This window comes from Jeotgalicoccus sp. WY2, from assembly GCF_018437745.1.
GTDB lineage: Bacteria > Bacillota > Bacilli > Staphylococcales > Salinicoccaceae > Jeotgalicoccus > Jeotgalicoccus psychrophilus.
Map to the genome: position 1 here is coordinate 1,847,899 of NZ_CP049818.1, position 21,207 is coordinate 1,869,105.

19 protein-coding genes and 7 pseudogenes are annotated in these 21,207 nt (G+C 38.1%); 20 read left to right on the plus strand and 6 right to left on the minus strand.

The genetic code is table 11. The features are described 5' to 3' along the window. Window positions 1-147: 147 nt before the first annotated feature. The 16 genes and pseudogenes from G4D76_RS15285 to G4D76_RS10790 form a co-directional block, all read left to right on the plus strand. Entirely contained in the window at window positions 148-690 is a 543-nt protein-coding gene (locus G4D76_RS15285) for a type I restriction-modification system subunit M N-terminal domain-containing protein (RefSeq protein ID WP_250129943.1), read from the plus strand. A gap of 35 nt (window positions 691-725) precedes the next feature. Then, window positions 726-2,488 (plus strand): annotated as a pseudogene (locus tag G4D76_RS10740) (type I restriction-modification system subunit M). After that, entirely contained in the window at window positions 2,469-2,714 is a 246-nt protein-coding gene (locus tag G4D76_RS15290; protein WP_250129944.1) for a hypothetical protein, read from the plus strand. Before G4D76_RS10740 ends, G4D76_RS15290 begins: the two are co-directional and overlap by 20 nt. Then, window positions 2,711-2,911: a hypothetical protein gene (locus G4D76_RS10745; protein WP_213809861.1), complete on the plus strand. Its 201-nt coding sequence runs from the start codon at window positions 2,711-2,713 to the stop codon at window positions 2,909-2,911. Before G4D76_RS15290 ends, G4D76_RS10745 begins: the two co-directional genes overlap by 4 nt. 38 nt (window positions 2,912-2,949) lie before the next feature. After that, complete coding sequence (locus tag G4D76_RS10750; protein ID WP_213809862.1) at window positions 2,950-3,495, plus strand: restriction endonuclease subunit S; 546 nt, start codon at window positions 2,950-2,952, stop codon at window positions 3,493-3,495. Next, window positions 3,492-3,854: a restriction endonuclease subunit S gene (locus tag G4D76_RS10755; protein ID WP_213809863.1), complete on the plus strand. Its 363-nt coding sequence runs from the start codon at window positions 3,492-3,494 to the stop codon at window positions 3,852-3,854. Before G4D76_RS10750 ends, G4D76_RS10755 begins: the two co-directional genes overlap by 4 nt. A gap of 12 nt (window positions 3,855-3,866) precedes the next feature. Then, window positions 3,867-4,940 (plus strand): type I restriction endonuclease, encoded by a 1,074-nt coding sequence (locus tag G4D76_RS15295; RefSeq protein ID WP_256440471.1) that lies wholly within the window; start codon window positions 3,867-3,869, stop codon window positions 4,938-4,940. Next, window positions 4,865-5,291, plus strand: a pseudogene (locus G4D76_RS16125) (DEAD/DEAH box helicase family protein); the annotation flags it as partial. The gene G4D76_RS15295 and the pseudogene G4D76_RS16125, both read left to right, overlap by 76 nt. A 39-nt stretch (window positions 5,292-5,330) precedes the next feature. Continuing rightward, on the plus strand, window positions 5,331-6,950 hold the full coding sequence (locus G4D76_RS17030) for a type I restriction endonuclease subunit R, EcoR124 family (protein WP_371814684.1): 1,620 nt from the start codon (window positions 5,331-5,333) through the stop codon (window positions 6,948-6,950). Between the two features lie 721 nt (window positions 6,951-7,671). Further along, complete coding sequence (locus tag G4D76_RS10765; RefSeq protein ID WP_213809864.1) at window positions 7,672-8,229, plus strand: JAB domain-containing protein; 558 nt, start codon at window positions 7,672-7,674, stop codon at window positions 8,227-8,229. A gap of 326 nt (window positions 8,230-8,555) precedes the next feature. After that, on the plus strand, window positions 8,556-8,690 hold the full coding sequence (locus tag G4D76_RS16130) for a hypothetical protein (protein WP_256440472.1): 135 nt from the start codon (window positions 8,556-8,558) through the stop codon (window positions 8,688-8,690). 54 nt (window positions 8,691-8,744) lie between these two features. Beyond that, window positions 8,745-8,921, plus strand: coding sequence for a hypothetical protein (locus G4D76_RS10770; protein WP_213809865.1), 177 nt, complete (start codon window positions 8,745-8,747; stop codon window positions 8,919-8,921). A 5-nt stretch (window positions 8,922-8,926) separates the two neighbouring features. Further along, the gene (locus G4D76_RS10775) at window positions 8,927-9,202 is read left to right on the plus strand and encodes a MarR family winged helix-turn-helix transcriptional regulator (protein WP_213809866.1); all 276 of its coding nucleotides are present in this window, start codon (window positions 8,927-8,929) and stop codon (window positions 9,200-9,202) included. 109 nt (window positions 9,203-9,311) lie between these two features. Further along, complete coding sequence (locus tag G4D76_RS16135) at window positions 9,312-10,100, plus strand: MFS transporter (RefSeq protein WP_213809867.1); 789 nt, start codon at window positions 9,312-9,314, stop codon at window positions 10,098-10,100. Window positions 10,101-10,131: 31 nt separating this feature from the next. Further along, window positions 10,132-10,668, plus strand: a complete 537-nt coding sequence (locus tag G4D76_RS16140; protein WP_371814685.1) for an MFS transporter — start codon at window positions 10,132-10,134, stop codon at window positions 10,666-10,668. A gap of 116 nt (window positions 10,669-10,784) precedes the next feature. Beyond that, a pseudogene (locus tag G4D76_RS10790) lies at window positions 10,785-11,207 on the plus strand (cupin domain-containing protein); the annotation flags it as partial. A gap of 297 nt (window positions 11,208-11,504) precedes the next feature. Here the strand turns inward: G4D76_RS10790 and G4D76_RS10795 are convergent. From G4D76_RS10795 to G4D76_RS10815, 5 genes and pseudogenes are all read right to left on the minus strand, one after another. Continuing rightward, window positions 11,505-12,777: pseudogene (locus G4D76_RS10795) on the minus strand (MFS transporter). Window positions 12,778-13,109: 332 nt separating this feature from the next. Further along, window positions 13,110-13,886: pseudogene (locus tag G4D76_RS10800) on the minus strand (sulfite exporter TauE/SafE family protein). Next, window positions 13,886-15,247 carry an MBL fold metallo-hydrolase gene (locus G4D76_RS10805; protein ID WP_046790828.1) on the minus strand — a complete coding sequence of 454 codons (1,362 nt, stop codon included), beginning with the start codon at window positions 15,245-15,247 and terminating at the stop codon, window positions 13,886-13,888. Before G4D76_RS10805 ends, G4D76_RS10800 begins: the two are co-directional and overlap by 1 nt. 59 nt (window positions 15,248-15,306) lie before the next feature. Next, window positions 15,307-16,407: a DsrE/DsrF/DrsH-like family protein gene (locus G4D76_RS10810; protein WP_213809868.1), complete on the minus strand. Its 1,101-nt coding sequence runs from the start codon at window positions 16,405-16,407 to the stop codon at window positions 15,307-15,309. Between the two features lie 113 nt (window positions 16,408-16,520). Next, window positions 16,521-16,796, minus strand: a complete 276-nt coding sequence (locus tag G4D76_RS10815) for a metal-sensitive transcriptional regulator (RefSeq protein ID WP_234960586.1) — start codon at window positions 16,794-16,796, stop codon at window positions 16,521-16,523. Between the two features lie 603 nt (window positions 16,797-17,399). Here G4D76_RS10815 and G4D76_RS10820 point away from each other — a divergent pair. Both G4D76_RS10820 and G4D76_RS10825 read left to right on the plus strand, forming a co-directional pair. Further along, window positions 17,400-17,783, plus strand: a complete 384-nt coding sequence (locus G4D76_RS10820; protein WP_164942251.1) for a DUF302 domain-containing protein — start codon at window positions 17,400-17,402, stop codon at window positions 17,781-17,783. A 274-nt stretch (window positions 17,784-18,057) separates the two neighbouring features. Further along, on the plus strand, window positions 18,058-18,264 hold the full coding sequence (locus G4D76_RS10825) for an SHOCT domain-containing protein (RefSeq protein WP_250129946.1): 207 nt from the start codon (window positions 18,058-18,060) through the stop codon (window positions 18,262-18,264). Between the two features lie 337 nt (window positions 18,265-18,601). Here the strand turns inward: G4D76_RS10825 and G4D76_RS10830 are convergent. Beyond that, a pseudogene (locus G4D76_RS10830) lies at window positions 18,602-19,553 on the minus strand (arsenic resistance protein). A gap of 277 nt (window positions 19,554-19,830) precedes the next feature. Between G4D76_RS10830 and G4D76_RS10835 the strand changes: the two are divergent. Together G4D76_RS10835 and G4D76_RS10840 are read left to right on the plus strand one after the other, a co-directional pair. Continuing rightward, window positions 19,831-20,151, plus strand: coding sequence for an ArsR/SmtB family transcription factor (locus G4D76_RS10835; protein ID WP_213811033.1), 321 nt, complete (start codon window positions 19,831-19,833; stop codon window positions 20,149-20,151). 66 nt (window positions 20,152-20,217) lie between these two features. Further along, window positions 20,218-21,149, plus strand: a pseudogene (locus G4D76_RS10840) (cation diffusion facilitator family transporter). Window positions 21,150-21,207 lie beyond the last annotated feature (58 nt).

The following is a 21,207-nucleotide window of genomic DNA, read 5'->3' on the forward strand; positions in this document are numbered from 1 at the left end:
TGATGCTTATTCGATACGCTAGAATCGGTTCAAACCGTCGCATTGAGATGCGTTGAAAATATAATAAATATACATAGAAAAACCGGTGTCACAAGAAGTACAATTGATACAAGCAGTCGAACATAAATATAATTTAAGGGAGATTAAATGATGATGACTTCGGATGAGATAAAGAGAAGACTTTGGGATGGTGCCAATGACTTAAGAGGGTCAATGGATGCCAGTCGTTATAAGGATTATATGTTGGGTTTAATGTTTTATAAGTTTTTAAGTGATCAAACATTGGATACATTTAAAACAACAAGTGGTTTAGAAGACACCGATGGAGATCAGGTCGTTGCCGCATACTATGAAGCATATGATACATACGGTGAGCAATTAACTAAAATGATTGGTGATGTTTTAGGGTATTATGTCTTACCCGATTATCTCTATCAAACATGGTTAAAAGATATTAATGACGGTAATTTTGAAGTTCAAAAAGTGATTGATAGTTTAAGTAACTTTGAACGGACCATTGCTGTCACAGGCGAATCTGATGATTTCAGAGGGCTATTTTCGAATTCAACACTTGATTTAACAAATACAGCCCTGGGTAGCAATCTAAATGAACGGAGTAAAAATATAAAAAAACTCATCTTGCTCTTTTCTGATTTAAATATGGTGGCCTTACAAAAGGGGACGTATTAGGGGATGCTTATGAATATTTAATCGGGCAGTTCGCTATGGAATCCGGTAAAAAAGCGGGTGAGTTCTATACACCCCGTCAAATCAGTGAGGTCATGGCACAAATCGTTGCAAAGACTTCAAATATTGAATCGATTTATGATCCGACAGTGGGGTCCGGGTCGTTATTACTCACAGTGAGAAATCATTTAAACAAAGATGCACAAAAACGATTAAATTATTACGGAGAAAAAAAAATACAGCAACCTATAACTTAACACGCATGAACTTATTACTTCATGGGGTCAGACCAGAAAAGATGTCCATTCGTAATGGGGATACTTTACAAGAAGATTGGCCAGAAAATCCAGACCGACCAAGTGAAGGCGTTCAATTTGATGCTGTCGTGATGAATCCCCCGTATTCGGTGAAAAATTGGAATCAAGCAGATTTAAAAGTTAGTGACCCAAGATTTGAAGTGTCCGGTGTGTTACCCCCCAATTCGAAAGGGGACTATGCGTTCCTCTTACATGGTTTATATCATTTAGGGCAAGAAGGGACAATGGCCATTGTTTTACCTCATGGGGTGTTATTTAGAGGGGGCACAGAAGGACACATTCGTCAGCGACTATTAGAAAAAAATTATATCGATACGATTATTGGGCTACCAGATAAGTTATTTACCAATACACCCATACCCGTCACTGTCATTATTTTAAAGAAAAATCGTGAATTAAATGCACCTGTCTTAATGATTGATGCGTCTCATACGTTTACAAAAGAAGGGAAACAGAATGTCTTACGAGAAAAAGATATCGCCAAGATTGTGGATACATATGTCGTGCGGAGTGAAGACCCAGGCTATAGTCATTTAGCCACCCGAGAAGAAATCATTGACAATGAATACAACTTAAATATTCCGCGTTATATTGAATCGATTGATGGGAATATTCCAGACGATGTCGATGCTCACTTATTGGGTGGGATTCCTTATGATAATATTGCGCAACTTTCTGTTTTACAGTCAACGGTACCAGACGTGATTAATGAGTATTTAGAAGAAATACGGGAGGGTTATGTTTCGTTAACTGCCTCGATAGATGAAATCACAGAGGCAGTTTTAAATGCACCTTATGTTAAAGATAAATCTAAAGCACTCACAGAAAAAATACAGCATTATCAAGATAAATATTGGACGATCCTTAAATCAGTGGACGATGTCGATGAAATCAGAGGCATTCGAGAAACAATGGTGATTGAAATTAAAGACATCTTACTCGAATTTGACCATGTCGATGAATATGATGGTTATCAAGTGATCGCAAATATTTGGGAAGAGCAATTAATGGCAGACACGGAAGTGATTGCCCTGAAAGATTTTTATACAGAAGGCCGTAAACGTATCCCGCGTATGGTGACCAAAGGACAGGGGAATAAGAAGCGTGAAGTGCAAGACGGTTGGATTGGCAGTTTGGTTCCCAACGAATTAATTAAAACTAAATTATTTAATGCTGAATTAACTGAGATTGAAACGAAAGAAGCCAAACTACAAGAGATTGAAGCCACACTCACAGACCTGGTTGAAGCCGCCAAAGTAGAAGACAGTGATGAAGACATTGCATTGAGCGATGCACTAAACGAAAAAGAAGATGCTTTCTTAATAGGATCCGTCAAATCAGCGTTGAAAGCAGCAGAACAAGACAGTACAGAGGAGACGCTATTAATGCAAGTTGAATCATTATTAAATGAACGCGCAACGTTAAATAAAAGCAGTGAAACAATTAGAGACAGACTTAAAAGAAATGACAGAAGCACGAATTGAAGCATTAACAAATGAAGAAATTGACACGCTGATGTATGAAAAGTGGTTTGGGTCCATCATTCCAACAGTCAATCGTTTACTTGAAAATCCTTTAATAGAAGACTTAGCGACCCTTGAACAACTACAAAATCGTTATTCTGAAACATTAACCACATTGGAAGCAGAAAGTGACAAACTAGAGAAAGAACTGGAAGCAATGATGGCACAACTAGTGGTGAGAGAATGATAAAGCAAAATAAATTAGTACCAAAAAGAAGATTCGAAGAGTTTGAGAAAGAGTGGAGAAAATCAAAGTTTTTAGAAATAGTGTTTAGGTTATCAGAAAAGAGTAAAGAAGACATCCCCAGAGTAGAGTTTGAAGATATTAATTCAGGATTAGGCACCTTAAATAAAGATATTATAAAAAGAAAAGTGAAAAAATAGGAGTTAAATTTAATTCAGGAGATATTTTATTTGGAAAATTGCGACCATATTTAAAAAATTGGTTATTAGCAGATTTTGATGGAATTGCGGTGGGTGACTTTTGGGTACTTCGACCTAATGATAATAATAGTGAATTAATATATGCTCTAATTCAAGGAGAAAAATATCAACAGATTGCAAATTTATCTACTGGAACGAAGATGCCTCGATCAGATTGGGAAATTGTTTCTAATACAAAATTTGCATTACCAGCATCAAATAAAGAGCAACAAAAAATCGGTCAATTCTTTAAACATCTTGATGAAATGATTGCAATACAGCAACGAAAAATAGACAAAACAAAAGCTTTAAAATCCGCCTATCTTGCTGAAATGTTTCCTGCGGAAGGTGAACGCGTACCGAAAAGAAGGTTTGAAGGGTTTGTGGATGAGTGGTCATTTGAAACTTTAGGAAATCTGTTAATTTACGAGCAACCAACAAAATACCTTGTCAATAATACAAAGTATAACGATAGTAATCCTATACCAGTATTAACTGCCGGACAAAGCTTTATTTTAGGTTATACTCATGAAACAAAAACGTGAAAAATGCTACCTCTGAAGAACCCATAATTATATTTGATGATTTTACTACATCATCACATTATGTTGATTTTTCATTTAAAGTTAAAAGTTCGGCTATGAAACTTTTACGTTTTAAGGATAATAATAGTTCATATTTTATTTATGTTTTACTTAAAAATATAAAATACGAACCACAAAGCCATGAACGTCACTGGATTTCTATCTTCGCCAATTTTGATGTTTTATTACCTAGTAAAAAAGAACAACAAAAAATCGGTCAATTTTTCAAACATCTTGACGAAATGATTGCAACGCACCAACAAAAACTTGAAAAGCTCAAAGCAACCAAACAAGCGTACCTGCATGAAATGTTTGTGTAAAGGAGGGACGATATGCGTCGGACAGACAAAAATGCGTCAGAATACAATTTTCAAGAGAAATTTGTCGTAGAACTACAAAAATATAAATGGACAGCGCCAGACTTTTTAAATGGGAATAGACAAAAAGTAACGGTGGATGATTTAGTGGCGCATTGGCGTGGGGAACTCAATCGGATCAATGCCGATCAGTTAGAAGGCGTGCCCTTAACGGATAATGAATTTAAACAGGTCATGTCTAGAGTGAACCAACTTGAAAATAGTTATGAAGCTTCTAAATTACTGGCCATGGAAGCCTCGAAAGGAAAAATTGATGGCATTCATCGGGATTCACTGCCCGGGGTTACCCGCGAACAAATAACGCTAACCATTTTTAAAAAAGCAGAAGTCAGTGGCGGCGATTCCAGTTATAAAATCGCAAGGGAAGTCGAGAGTGCACAGGGCAATCGTTTTGACTTAATCTTACTGATCAATGGCTTGCCTTTAATTAATATCGAACAAAAGCGTTCAGATCAAACGTTAGATGCGGCGTTTAGACAGTTTAAACGGTATTATCAAGACGGAGAATACACGCATAATTTTCTTGCTTTTTCACAAATGATGGTCATGACGTCGGAAGTAGTCACACGTTACTTTGCGACACCGAAAACAGTCCATGATTTTAATGATAGCTTTGTGTTTCATTGGGCGGATTCAGACAATACACCAGTGAATCACTGGGAAGATATTATCAGTCAATTTTTAAGAATTCCAATGGCCCATCAAATGGTAGGCGATTACTTAGTGATTGATGAGGCGTTAGATTCAGAGAATAGACGCCATATGCTGATGCGGTCTTATCAAGTCCATGCGTTACAAGCGGTTGAAACAGCCGCTTTTGGTTGGGGTACCGCAGACAAAATCCCCCATGGGGGCTTTGTCTGGCATACAACGGGATCGGGAAAGACAATTACGAGTTTTAAAACGGCGTTATTTTATCCACTCGAGGCGGATTTGATAAAGTCGTATTCCTTGTGGACCGAAGAGAACTGGATAGACGGACCAGTGATAATTTTAAAGCTTATGCCGCCTATGAACCGGTCACCGTAGATGATACCCAACATACATATCAGCTCAAAAAGATTATGAAATCACCGAATCGTGGGATTGTTGTGACAACAACATATAAGCTGAGTAACTTAGTGGATGACTTAGAAGACAATCAAGACGATTGTTTAAAAGATAAGAAAAATTTTTATCATTGATGAAGCGCATCGGACCACAATGGGCCGGATGATGGGAACGATTAAAGCGCATTTTAGAGAAAAAGGCTTATTCTTTGGGTATACAGGCACACCACTATACCAAGAAAATAAAGCAAAAGGAATGTTTGATAAGAACAGTGAAGTGATTGATACTACTGAAAAATTGTTTGGCCCTGAATTACACAAATATACCATTGATGAAGCCATTTCTGATGGCAATGTGTTGGGGTTTCATGTGGATTATATTAATACCGGTGAATTTAATAGCTATGAAGACTTAAAAGAAGCCATTATAGAAGATGAAAAACAGGCATTCCCCGATAAATCAGATAAAGTAATAGAACGCCTTGTATATAGCTGGGATGACTTAGAAGTTGAAAAACAAGCCAGCAAAAGAAAATTGTTAGAGTATCATGATGAGACACATATTCCGCGCGTGGTCGAAGAAATTATTGAGAACTGGGAGTCACAATCACAACAGAGAAAGTTTAATGCGATTTTGACGGTGGCTTATAAAAAACGCGTCCTCGCATATTTTGAAGAATTTAAAAGACAACTTGCAGAGCATGATGCCCCATTCAATGTCGCCATGACATTTAGTTTTGGAGGGGACGAGGACCCTGAACCAGTGGATCCTAAAGTGGTTGAAGATATGTTCAAAAATTATGCGGCATTTACAGGTATCGAGTTTATTGCAGGGGATAAAAAACAGGGGCCAGACGCGTACTTCGAAGATTTAATTACTCGAGCGACCCGCGGCGGGAGTGGGCGAAATCCGAAAAACATTGATTTAGTCATTGTCGCCGATCAACTGTTGACGGGATATGATGCGCAACTATTAAACACACTGTATGTTGACCGGTCACTTGAATTACACGGCTTAGTACAAGCGTATTCACGAACGAACCGCGTCCATGGCCCGGATAAAGAATTTGGTTCGATCATTAATTTTCAGTATCCGAAAATGACGGAGGAGAAAGTCGATACTGCATTAAAACTGTATGGTACAGGCGGAACGAGCAGCAAAGCAATTGTCGAGCCATATGAGACAGCGGTCGAACAGCTCAATATAAAGATGGAAAAAATAAAATCAATTATGTCAGACCCCACGACCTGGCAAGAAATACAGAATGACACGGAGACTAAAGAAACATTTTTATTACACTTTAAAGATGCGGCTGAGCAGATGCAATTAGTCGAACAATATTATCAATTTAAATGGGATAATGACACATTTGGATTCGATGAGAAGACATGGCTAAATTATATAGGCGCCTATCGTAACCTCCGTACTCAAGAGGGTGAAGATTCAGATCTACCACCGATTCCGACGTCCCTTCCTGGCAAAACAAGACTAGTCAGGACGCAAGTGATTGATGCGAGCCATATTTTAGAGTTAATGGGTGAACAAGCCACAGCGTCTAATGGAAAACAAACAGTAGATGCTGAAACCCTACGGATTGTGTATCAACAAATTGAGGAATTAAGTAATCTAGGCGATTATGAAAAAGCACAATTATTAAAAGAATTTGTTGAAGCAGAACTTAAGCCAGGCCGTGTATCCACGGAGATACGATTTGATGAAGCATTCGAAAATTGGAAGAATGGCAAAAAGAGAGCAGTGATTTATGAACTTTCCAAAGAGTGGGGAATCAATTCACAAATTTTCGAAAAATCTGTCGAAGCCTATTCTAATCAAAATCCAGAGGACATTCCTTACATTGTAGACTTAACACGCACATTAGACTTTTCATCAGCAACCAATCCAATGGGTCAAAACCGATTGGAACATAATATGAAATTAACGAATGAACTGCCTAAGGTGATACCGAAAATCAAAGGTAAGTATGATTGATTGTAAACGCGGTTTTATTATTTCTTTTGTTAAAATAAGCTAGACAGTGCTTTCTTATCATGAGAATATCACTAGATTAATGGTTGATAATATTAAAGTGGAAGCACAGTTACTAAGCGAAAAAAGCTTAATAATGAACGAATCTTAGAAGAATCACTATTTAAAAGTATAAAAATTAAATAGTGTCAAATGGCTTTAAAGTATTATTAAAGTGCGAGTTAGGGATTGTAGATGAAAGTTCTAAAATGATTGTGGTGAGTAAGACTAATCAATTCAAATATATCAATTTCAGTCATATATATGAAATAACAAAAGATGATTACTTATTCATGTAAGACTGATATAATTTAAGTTAACTCCGTTTTGTGAGTTATTTTGTTTACAAAGTTATCTCGGGAGGATGACTTAGCCCTATCTATATTGATAGGGCTTTTTTATTAATATAAATGAAATGCATTGGAGAAACGGAATATATCAGATTTAGGTCTGATATATTCCGTTTCTTTTATCCATTCAGTTCCTTCACTCTTACTCGTGTGTAGATGTATTTATTTACTTGTGCATCCTATCAAATTCTTCACTAATTGCAACACCAAGCACTGCGTGTACCTGCGGTAGTGTTGCAATCAGCTTCGAATTTGATATTGACGGATGCGTAAACAAAATACATTCACACACTCGATTAAAAGAGTGTAGTAGAAAAAAATAGGAGCTGTTAAATATGCACAAAATTTATTCGTTATTATCCAAGAAAGCCCAAGCGTATGTTGAAACAATGGAGCTAAAAGAAGTGTTAAACATACTATTTTTCATGAACAATGAAAATTTCACAAGAAGAGATAAAGAAAAATTAATTGCTGTTCATGAAACAATTCTCGAATATAATACTAAAGAAGATATTAAAGAAATTAGAAGTCCAAAAGAAGCTTATGACTTTTTAAAACCTAAATTCATAGGAAATGAACAAGAAGAATTTCATGCGATATTCCTTAATACAAAAAATAGAATTATCCATACAGAAATGGTTTTCAAAGGCTCAACAAATACTTGTATTGTAGACCCGAAGTGTTTATATAGTAGAGCATTGAAATGTTCAGCATCAGCAGTCATTGTCGCACATTCACATCCCAGTGGAGACCCGACACCCTCTAACGAAGATATTGAAGTTACAAAGAGATTAAAAGAAGCAGGAGAAATCGTTGGGGTAGACTTTCTAGACCATATTATACTAGGCGATAATAGCCAATCTTTAAAGGAAACATTTTTTCTAAAACAATAAACCGCTCGTAAATGAGTGGTTTATATTTTTTGTACACAATAGATCTAATTTGTATTTACATAAACATTGAGGAAACGATACTCTGCAGTAACGCTTGCAGAGCATCGTTTCTTTTTTCCGTTCAGTTCCTTCACTCTTACTCGTGTGCAGATGTATTTGTTTACTTGTGCATCCTATCAAATCCTTCACAAATTGCAACACCAAGCACTTCGTGTACCTGCGGTAGTGTTGCAATTCGTTTCGGATTTGATATTAACGGATGCGTAAACAAAATACACCCACACACTCGATAAAAAGAGTGTAGTAGAAAAAAGGAGAGAAATATAGTGAGTTCAATTGACAGTATATTATCCAAAGAAGGCAAAAATTTTGTCCGCAATGTTGCAGAAAGCGTAGGTTACTCCCAAAGTAAAATTGCTGATATTTTTAAAAATGAAATTGTAATTACTTATGCAACATAATTATTTTACGTAACATCTTTTTGCGTTATATAAACTACCAAAGGAGTTGTTAAAATGACTGCTGATAAAATATTGGATGAAATACTAGATTCTATCTATCTTGCCAAAGATACAACAAATATTTTTCCTACCTTTCCGGAGAATATTAGAACAAGTCATATATACGTTCTATACACTCTTTATCAGTTAGGAAGAGAAGCTAGAGTTTCAGATATTGCTAATAAATATTAATTACTTTGCCTAATATCACTAAATTAGTCAATGAACTTGAAACGAAGGGTTTAGTTAAAAAAACACCTGATAAAACGGACAAAAGAGTTATTATAGTAAAGATGACCGATGAAGGTTATAACCTTTTAGATAAATATTATCTGAAATATAAACGCAAAATTGCTGAACAGCTTCTAAAAGTAGATTCCAAAAAATATGAACTTATGATTGATTCGATTAAAGAATTGAATACTGTTTTTAAAACAGCGGTAGAAGAGGTTAATCAGGAGAATAATGAATAAAGCTATTAGAAGAGATGATGAAAATACATTTCTTCACGTAGATTGTTATGCTATATGGTTATGCAACATAATTATGTTTAATAACCATTAAAGAAAGGAATATATATAAATGAAAAGAAATCTTGTATTTACTGGGGTTTTAATCGCCACAGCATTAGCGGCGATGGAAGCTACGATTGTTAGTACAGCAGCACCGAGCATTGCAAGTGATTTATCTAATTTAGAAATGATTAGTTGGATTTTTTCAGTTTATATGTTGGCTAGTGCTATATCCGCACCTATCATGGGAAAATTAGCTGATATTTATGGAATTAAAAAGCTGTTCATTATTGGCATGAGCATCTTTTTAATTGGTTCTCTTGGTAGTGGAATTGCGACTACGATGAATCAACTAATTGTATTTCGAGCCATTCAGGGATTTGGTGGAGGTGCCGTATTTCCTATATGTCGTACTATTATTGGCACCATATTTAAAAATGAAAAGGAAAGAGCCAAAGCACAAGGATGGGAAACGGCAATTTATGGAATTGCTGGTGTTGTTGGTCCCTTACTTGGAGGATTTCTTGTTGATATGATGTCATGGCGTTATATTTTTCTACTTACATTACCAATTGGGGTAATAGCCAGTATATTTATCGTTGTCTTTTATCATGATGAGCTTGATGGTCTTAAACATAAAGTGGATTACGCAGGTGCAATCACTTTTGCAATAAGTGCGATTTCCTTAATTTTTGTGTTATCAGAAGGCGTGCATTTGGGTTGGACTAATCCAATTATTATAGGCCTAGCAACTATAGGGATTATTTCCTTAATTACCTTTATCTTGATTGAAAGAAAAGCAGTAGAACCACTCGTTCCAATAAGTATTATTCAGAGATCGAGGCGTTGTATTAGCTAACGTCCTTACATTATTTGTAGGTGCTTTATCTATTGGGATTATTACCTATATTCCTACTTGGGGACAAGCAGTTATGGGAAACAATGCTTCCCAATCAGGATTAATGTTAACACCATATCTGATTTTATGGACTGGCGGCTCTTTTATAGTTGGCTTCCTTGTAGGAAAAATTCAATTTAGAAAAATTATGAAATTAGGAGCAATCTCGTTGATTATTGGAACCCTATTATTAACTTTTGCTAATGGAAATACGCCAGATGTTTTAATTTACTTATGTACGGCTCTATTAGGATTAGGTATGGGATTAATCGTACCTCTTCTTATTGTATATATTCAATCCAATGTTTCTGAAAAAGAGTTAGGAAGTGCAATGGGATTAAACTCCTTTGTTAATACATTGAGCCAATCGGTTGGGGTAACTATTTTTGGTGTCATTTATTCCATATTCTCTAATAATGGAACTGAAATTGGAATTCACGCCATTTTTATAGGTACTGTTGTTTTAGCAATCATCACATTTGCAACGACTTTCTTTATGAAAAATAAAGGTTCACAACAGGAAAACTAAAAGTGGAACCATCCGTTTTAGTAGTTAAAACTTAAATTCAGTTTAAACTATCCCTAAATGGGTATAGTTTATATATATTATCAAATAATAACAATTATTAACAAGGAGGATTATTCATGGAATTAAAAGACTACGGTGCAAACCCATTTGTGACTAATATTGAGGAGGTCACAAAGCAAAACAGTAATTATCGAACTGCCTTATGGACCGGCAGTCACCTGCAAGTTACTCTAATGAGTATCGAAGTCGGTGAAGACATCGGTTTGGAAGTTCATCCGGACATTGATCAGTTTCTTCGGATTGAAGAAGGTCAGGGGATTGTTCAGATGGGCGACAGTGAAGACAATCTGGATTTTGAAAAAAACGCTGAGGATGATGATGCAATCTTTGTTCCAGCAGGTAAATGGCATAATGTAACAAATAAAGGTGATAAACCACTAAAAGTTTATTCTATCTATGCACCACCAGAGCATCCTCATGGAACAGTGCATAAAACTAGGGCCGATGGTATGGCTGCTGAAGAAAATCATGAAGATTAAATTCTAAATAAAGCATAATTTTTAAGGCTAAAGCAGAAATCCTTACTGATTCCTGTTTTAGCCTTTTTATTACAAAAGTTTACGTAATGCTACTGATCGGTAGTTGCTGTAAGTACAGAAAAAGCTCCAATATCCCTTTCTTAACAAAAGTGTTGGAGTTTCTTCATTTACATGTAAAAAAGACTAAAGTGATAATCAGTAAAATCAATTTACTATTAATATCTATTTAGAATCTCCCTAAACTTTATTGAAAAATCCTACTTCATTTTAATAATAATTACTATAGTTTTACTCACTCTATAAACGAAAATCATTTTTTGGAAAGTCCTTATGATTTTTCCTTACCGTTTTGAATGTTGGTGAGGTTTCCTCTAATCGAATTGCTGCTATGAGTCCAGCGGTTAAAGGTAACAGAGCAACTAATCCCATTGCCCAATCTACGTTGAGTATATCCATTAATAACCAGCAAATATTGCACCAAAGGCGTATCCACTATCTCTCCAAAATCGATAAACCCCCATAGATGAAGCTCTCCATTTTGGTTTTGCTACATCACTGATTGAAGCTTGTAAGGTTGGGTATACCATTGCAGTTCCTAGTCCTAAAAGAATCGCTGCTATTAACCAGAAACTATATTGATCAACAAGTAAAATCATCCATAGAGAAAGGGCTTGGAGCCACATTCCACTAACAATTAGCCATTTTCTTCCCAATTTATCACTTAAAGCTCCAGTGAACAGTTGAAACACTCCCCATGATGCCGGATAAATCGCCACTATTACGGCAATTTCTGAAACAGTCAAGCCAGCCATGGAAAAGAATAGAGGAAATAACCCCCAAACCATGCCATCTTTAAGGTTTGTACTTAATCCTGCAAAAGTGATACTAGATAAATTCTTATCACCATATGTGGTAATTTTGAAAATTTTCTTTGCAGATAAAGGCGGGCCCTCATTATTAGGCGATTTTGATTGAAGTTTTATATGTCCCTCAGTATCTTTCACGAGTAATGATAAGACAAAACCGATTACCACAATGAAAATACCTAGATAAAAAGGTTCAGGACGGTCCGAAAAATTGGATGCAATAAAACCAGAAACAGCGGCCATAACAGCTAATCCTGTATATCCTGAAAATTCATTTAACCCAACAGCAAGCCCTCTTTGTTTAGGTTTGGAGATGTCTATTTTCATATTTACTGTCATAGACCATGTTAATCCTTGATTGATGCCCAAGAAAATATTTGCAACTACAATCATCCACCATGAAGTTGCGAATATCACTAATAAAGGAACGAATAAGCCGATACTCCAACCAATTAAAAGGACTTTTTTCTCCCCAATCTATCAGCGATGGCACCAGCAAAGTAATTAACTATTGCCTTTGAAAATCCAAAACTTATAATGAAGGACAATGCTGCACTTGCTGATGCTAAACCAAAATCTTCTTTACCAATGATGGGAAGAATAGTTCTTTCCACGCCAACCATTGAACCCACAAAGAAGCTTGTTATAACCAGAAGTATAAAATTTAATGCATTTTCTTTAATTCCGATTTGTACTTTACTCAAAACTGTCTCCTCCTTAAAGAGAATAAAAAGAAGTTCCAACGATTATTATTTTTCTCATTTCGTTGATTATATAACTGAGTTAACCATAAAAAAAGGTCACTCGTGATACACTCAAAATGCTCTTCTGATTAAAGAATATTTTGAGTGATTACAAATGACCGGTATCCATTTTATATGGGTGTACTGTTAACAATAGAACTTTATAACCAACAGGAGATCCTTGTTTCAATATTCTGGGTCGTTGGGCAGTGCCATGGGACAGTACACTATTGGAATACATTTTTGAGTTACAAGAATCCAGGCAAACTGCCTTGCTTATTTGAATATAACATTTAAAAAAAGATTTCTCCCCATATCTTCAAAGAAGTTCCTAGGATGAGCAGGGCCAGAATCCATTGGAGTATTTTAACATTCATCTTCTGTCCCACTTTTGCGCCGATCGGTGCTGCAATGAGACTCGCAAGTATCATGATGGCTGCAGGTCCATAGAGTACCTGGTCTGTGGCAACTTTCCCAATCGTGGCACCGATGGATGAAATGAAAGTGACCGCCAGACTTGTGGCAATCGTTACCCTGGTGGGTATTATAAGCACGACAAGCATGATTGGTACAAGAATGAAGGCCCTGCTGCACCGACGATGCCTGCTGCTGCACCAGTTATAAACGCAAGCGCTGCTGCCAGCGGCGCATTGAAATCAAGGTCATCACCAGGATTGTATGGGATTTCTTTCTTTGGCAGGAACATCATGATGACAAATTGTCGCAAGTACTGCATAGACGATATCTATCTGGGTCTCGGTGAGAAATTCTGATCCATATCCGCCGAAAAGACTGCCGATGAGTATGGCGCCACCCATATAGGCAATCAATCTCATGTTTAAATAACCACTGCTTTTATATGCCCATACACCAGCAATCGTTGCAAAAAAAACCTGTACGGCACTGATGCCGGCTACCTCGTGGGAGGTGAATGCAGCGATTCCAAGCATGGATGGAATATAAAGCAACATCGGATACTTGATGATGGAACCACCGATTCCTACCATCCCCGAGATGAAGGAACCGATGAATCCGATCAGAAATATAACGATTATAAAAGTAATGTCCATTAGTTCATCGCTTCTTTAATGCCGGCATAGCCTTTTTCTATATTGACGACATTATCGAAGCCACGTGCTTTAAGTGCACTCATTGCGATGGCTGAACGTACACCGGATTGACAGTGGACATAGATTGTATCGTCTGTGCTGAATGGAACTTCTTTTTCGTCGAGATGTCCAAAGTGGACATGGTGCGCATTCTCGACATTGCCTTCCTTGTACTCGGAAGTGGAACGGACGTCCAGAATATGCTTGTCTTCATAGTTCTTAACCAAGTCTTCAGGTGACACATTTTCATATGAGTCATCGAAGTATTTGTCGGCTTTGTCAGCAGGTACGATCAGCTTAAGGTTGTCAAAACCGATGGATGCAAGATCTTCCTGGAGCGTTCTGCTGTCTTCCGGATTTGCAATGACTGTCATCGGCTGGCCATAATCGATATACCATCCGGCAAACTGAAGGAATTTGTCGTTGTACGGGATGTTGATGGCGCCTTTTTTGAATCCTTTTTTGAATTCTTCCTTGCTTCTGAGGTCGAACAGCTGACCTGGAAGCGTATCAGGTGTACCGATTTCGACTTCCTTCACCTTGAATTCAGGCAGGCCTTCCTTATTGACTTTCTTCATCTGTGCAAAGTAGCTTGGCGGCTCTGGCTGGTCACTTGTCAATTCTTTGATGAAGGCATCTTTATCTTCGTATTCGAACACCCAGTTATTTTTGCGCTCATATCCAAGAGTGGACAATGGCACAGCACCGAGGGATTTACCACATGCACTGCCGGCTCCATGGCCTGGCCATACTTGCATGAAGTCCGGATAGTCATTCATCTTCTTGAGGGAAGCGAACATCGCATTCGCGCCCTCTTCGGTTGTGCCTTCCATTTTGGCTGCTTCTTCGAGCAGGTCGGGACGGCCAATGTCGCCAACGAAGATGAAGTCACCTGTGAAGATGCCCATCGGTTCATCACTGCCGCCACCACGGTCGATCAGCACGAAAGAGATGCTTTCAGGTGTATGGCCTGGGGTGTGGATCACTTTCAATTCGACATTGCCGACATTGATGATGTCGCCGTCTTTCAGGTAGACGGTATCTTCTGGCATATTTTCATATTTCCAGTTCTCATCGCCTTCGTCGGACACATAAGCTGTGGCGTTGAAGCGTTGTGACGCATCACGCAGACCGGACGCGAAGTCGGCGTGGATGTGTGTTTCCGCCACCTGAGTAATATTGAAACCTTCAGCCTCTGCTACTTCCTGATATTCATCAATGACACGTTTTGGGTCGATGATGATGGCTTCCTGTGTTTTCTGACAAGCGACCATATAGGAAGTTTGTGCAAGTTTTTTATCGAAGAACTGTTTAAAGAACATTGATATACACTCCTTAAAATTTTTTGATTGGTTAGTGTGGATGGGACAGCCTCTTCAAATTATATGAAGAGATTCAGGTTGCCGTTTTCTGCATCGCCGAGATAAGTGCCTACGCCACCGAAATTGACATTAGGGAGAAGTTCATCTTCATCAATGGCCATGATATCCATACTCATTGTACAAGCAATCATTTTGACTCCGAGTTTATCCGCCTTTTCAATCATTTCAGTAAGCGCGTCGACCTTTTTCTTCTTCATTACATATTGAATCATTTTGGATCCCAGTCCGAACATGTTCATGTTGGAGATTGGCAGTTTGGAGGCAGATTTTGGCATCATCATGCTGAATGCCTTATCCAGGCCGGATTTGTTCTTTTTCGGTGCATTTGGATCTTTGATAACATTGAGTCCCCAGAATGTGAAGAACATCGTGACATCTTTGCCCATGCTTTTTGCACCGGTAGCAATGATGAATGACGCCAATGCTTTATCCATATCGCCACTGAATACGACCATTGTTGCTCCGTCTTTCGTTTCCACCATCTGATGGCCTTCACCCTCAGCTTTGGCCTGAGGGGCGTTCTTCTGCAGCACCACCATGACCTTGTCTTCTGATTTTTCATTTTTAAGAATGGAATGCCCTGTCTTACGGGCCCATGCTTCGACATCCGTACAGAAGCCGAAGTCTGTGACCGTGATTTCCATCTGTTGACCGGGTTCAAGCTCTCCCATCACTTCGTTCACCTTGAGAAGGGGGCCGGGACATTGCAGTCCACTTGCTTCCACCTTTACCCGGTTTGGATCGATTCCAATCTTTTCATTTGAGGCGGGAGCATTTTCTTCTGCAGCTGTGATTGCACTGTCGAACTTTCCAGTGTAGGCGGAGTAACCTTCTTCAAGATTAACCGCGTTAAAACCATGACGATCCAGTATTTCCACTGCATTTGCCCCACGTTTGCCCCGCTGGCAATATACATGGATTCTTCTGTCCTTGGGCAGCTCATCAAGGCGTTCTTCAATTTCATTTACGGATACATTGTCCGCCTCAGCAATGTGTCCCATTTCATATTCGAAAGGTTCTCTGACATCCAGTAGATATTCATTGGCTTCGACCAGTTGGTCGGCATCATTAACGTGATACTTTGTTTGTGTGTTTTTCATAGTGCTAAATCATCCTCCTGTTTTTAATACCTATAGGGGTATACTAACAATGTTTTTTTGATTTGTCAAATACCCTGCGGGGTATTTTTTAGGATAAATAAAAACAGATGAAGTCATCTGCTCTTATTCAGCAATTCAATTGCTTCTTTGACGAGCGCATCTGTATCCTCATCCGGGTTGTTCATCGTTTCTCTGACGCACTGTACAAGGTTTTCACTGACAATGACGTTCATCGACCGGTCGAGGGCGCTCTTGGCCGCACTCAATTGGGTGACAACATCCTTGCAGTCCTTGCCTTCTTCAATCATTTTCAGTGCGCCGTTGATCTGACCTTGAAGACGATTAATACGATTGATTACTGCTTTATCATAAACAGTCTGTTCTTCCAGTGTAGCCAACAACATCACCTTCTTTTTTGATATATTCATATTATAGAGGTTGAAATTGCATTTGTCAAATACCCCCCTAGGTATATGGAGTGTGGTCATATCTGTTCCTTATATACCCGCCTGCGTATAGAGTACACACTAGGAGGGGACAGCATGAAGGAGTATCTGACTGTGAAGGAACAGGATAGTATCGCGTCATCAAAGCCGTCGTGAATGGACAGAGAACAAAAACACAGGTGGAGATTGAGTTGAATCTCACCTGTGATCGACCGATTGATCTATATCTACCGGGAGAAAGCCCGCCACAGCCATTGATCCGCATCTGAGACGGACAATCATCCGGTTGTATCGCGCACAGTATGAGGGATATAACTTTAAGCATTTTTATGAAAAAATGAGAGATACTGAAGGCATCTCCATTTCCTATATATCCCTGTTAACCCTTATGGCCAGTGAATGATGAAAGACCGGCTGAAGCAGAAGGCTCAGTCCCATCAATTTTCGTTAAGTTCTAACGACTCATTTCAACAAAAATGTTTGATTCGGCTCCTAAAGAGGGAATTATACCAAGAGTACGCATACAAAAAGAGAGGAGCAATAAGTATGTTTAATTACACAGTAGAAACATCAAAAAGCAGGGACGAAGCTGTCCATACACTTGAAGAGAATCTAAAGGAAGAAAAGTTTGGTGTCCTGTGGAATTTCGATTTGACGGCCAAACTCCAGGAAAAAGGTACCGATTTTGATACGCCATTTACAGTACTTGAAGTCTGCAACCCACAGGAAGCGAACCAAGTTCTGTCAGAAGATTTGCTGGTCGGCTACTTCCTGCCTTGTAAAATTGTGGTGTATGAAGAAAACGGTACAACAAAAATCGGGATGCCAAAACCGAGTGCACTGATTGAAATGGTGCAGAACGATTCCATAAAAAAAATTGCCGTGGATATTGAAGAACGATTGATTGGTTGTATCGACAAGTCGGTGTAACGACTGTCGACTATATTTTTTTATAGGATAATATACGCCGGTCGGTAATAACTGAGCTGAGTGTTGGGAGGAATTCGACAGGACGGTAAAACCTCTATCTCCCCAAGATATTATAAATCAGGTGATGAACCAGGAACCACTTTAGATGTACAGTAAAAGTAGACTGGAGTCGACGGGATTTCCACACGAAAAGTTGTCATATTTCCGGGTTTTTATATAGTGAAAAAATTAGAAAATGCAGTAAATGAAACTCAGCAAAAAAAGGAGAATTTCTATGATGTCAGGTGGAATGGGCGTATTTATGATGCTCTTTTGGATTGTGATTCTAGGATTGGTTATTTATGGAATTTACCGACTGGTTACTACCAGAGCAACAAAAAAGGAAGATGGAGCCCTGTCGATTTTAAAAGAGCAATTTGCGCGAGGAGAAATTAGCGAAGAAGAATACGAAAAACGAAAAAGGATGTTAACCAAAGAGTGAAACGGCTACCGTCTAATCGTCTTGTATCGAATGAAAAAGACGGGTCAGAGACAGTAAACAAAATCGAGTAGGGGGGAATAACTAATTCCCGTCCTCTCACATCATCGTACGTACGGTTCCGTAGACGACGGTTCAATATTTTGCGTAAGCAGACTCCGCCAATGGGGCTTAGCGCCGCTAAACTCCATTGGCGGAGTCTCTTTGTTGTAAGGGTCCGTTGAACGTCGGGCGTGTTGGCCAAGCGCCAATATTTCTTGCGTGAGTACGCGATGCGTTTCGTACTGTTCATATCCAGTCCATATCTTCTTAACATGGTAAACTTAGTGCGGACTCTCTTTCAATTTTCACTCTTTTTTGTGAAAAGCAGTACTTGGGACACAATGGCAAGTACAGGCAATTCAATTAAAGGTCCGATAACCAAAGCCAAAGCAATGAGTGGTTGGTTGGGAAATGCTGTGACAGCTATAGCCAAGGCGACCGGAGAATTTCGTGCAATAATCGTCAAACTTAAGCTGACCGAATCTTCATAGGAAAACTTCAAGATTCTTCCCATCAGACGACCTAATACATAGTTGATAACAAAAAATATCAAAATAGGTATAATTAAAATATAAATGACTTCCAAGTTATCAAGTAAGTATGAACCTTGAGAAGCGAACATTGCCATAATGGCTAATGACAAAAAAAAATCTGAGCATTGCTAAAAAAGGGTATAACTTTGTTGGTTAAAACTGATTCTTTTCTTCTCAATAGGAATCTCGTAAGGTGAGCAAGTACGAAAGGAACGATCAATACAATCAATATACTCTCTATAAGTGTCGAGAGGGGTATCGTTTCAATGCTTCCAACAAATAGTAGTAGATACACAGGCAAAAATACGACTTGTAGAATCAAATTAATCGGTAGAACGGATGTTGAAAGAGACACATTCCCTTTTGCTATGCCTGTAAATGCCAGATACCAATCTGTGCAAGGTGTCACCATAAGCATAATGAAACCAATCCATAAAGCCGGATGATCTGATAAGAAAATAGCCCCTAAACCCCAGGCTAATACTGGTGTCCATATAAAATTAATGATAGTACTGGATCCAAGGAACCTGATATTTAAAATGCCTTTTTTAATTGATGCAGTGGAATCGTCAAAAACAATCCATAGAGCATTAAGAATAAGAACGGAACAACCAGAGTCTCTGCATATTGTTCAATTACGCCTAATTGTCCTAATAAAAGACCTGACCCAACAGCGAATAGTATAATAAAAGTTTGGAATTTTTCTAATGTCCCCATAAATAAATCTCTTTTCCATTTAAAAATTTTCTTATAAGATGAACCTTTCTGCAAATCAGTATAAATAATCTATCAATGATTGCCTTGATTTTCAATTGAAGTGATAGGAAAAAGATAGATGCAATTGTATATAAATTAGAAGGACAAATTTTATAATACTCAGGAGGTCTTGACAATAGTGCCAAACATTTTTAATATATGAGTATATGTTGATATAAGCATATTGGCATTGAAAGTTATCATTATAACCAGGAAGAGGTGACCAATCATAAAAGACATTGAGGAAGACGAAACTGTTGATAATAATAAAGATCTCGATGAAGAAACTTTATTTGTTGTATCCCAGACTTTCAAAGCATTAAGTGATCCGACGCGAATCAGAATACTGAATTTGCTTTTCCTTAAAGAATATTCTGTGAATGATATTGCTGAAAACTTACATTTGAGACAATCTACTGTTTCTCACCAACTAAGATTTTTGAAGAATTTACGCTTGGTCAAGTATAGAAGAGAGGGTACCACCCTATATTATTCCCATGATGATGCACATGTAATGAACATGTTGAAAGAAACGATTGATCACGCTTGTCATCACTGATGAAAGAACTATATATAGAATTCAATTAAATATACTTATCTGCAAATATTAACAGGAGGTAATCGAATGGCTCAGGAACATGACCATACACATGGTGCAAACAAAAAAACGCTTTTGATTAGCTTTATCATTATCACAACATATATGGTTATTGAAGCGATTGGGGGTTTCTTGACCAACAGTCTCGCCTTACTAGCTGACGCGGGTCATATGTTAAGTGATTCAATTTCGCTAGGTGTTGGGTTGTTGGCTTTTATACTTGGAGAAAAAGCTGCTGATTATAGTAAAACATATGGATATAAACGGTTTGAAATTCTGGCAGCAGTATTTAATGGAGTTACTCTGGTACTGATTGCTATCTACATTTTTTATGAGGCATACCAACGGTTTACGGACCCGCCTGAAGTGGCCTCTACTGGCATGTTGATCATTGCTACTATTGGATTACTGATAAATATCCTTGTAGCATGGCTCCTCATGCGCGGCGGGGATACAAAGGAAAACTTGAACATACGGGCAGCATTTTTACATGTGTTAGGCGATCTACTTGGTTCAGTGGGTGCCATTGTTGCAGCTTTGATGATCATCTTCTTCAACTGGGGGTGGGCAGATCCGTTGGCAAGTGTGATTGTCGCAGTGCTTGTATTAATAAGTGGGTGGCGTGTGACAAAAGAGTCCATTCATGTATTGATGGGACACCCAAAAATGTTGAAATTGATGCAGTGATTAAAACCATAGAGAGCATTCCTGGTGTAAATAACATGCATGACTTGCATGTATGGAGTATTACAAGTGGTAAAAATGCACTTTCATGCCATGTGGTAGTGGATGGAACCATTTTTGTTCAGGAAAGTCAGGAAATGTTGAAAACAATTGAACAAAAGTTGGAAGACGAGAATATTGGACATGCAACTATTCAGATGGAAAGTGATAATCATCCTCATAAAGATTCTGTAATGTGCAAGGATGACAATATGGAGCATAATCATGAACATTAAATAAGAGAATATATTGCATTATGAAAAAGCTGCCATAATATTAATGGCAGCTTTTTTA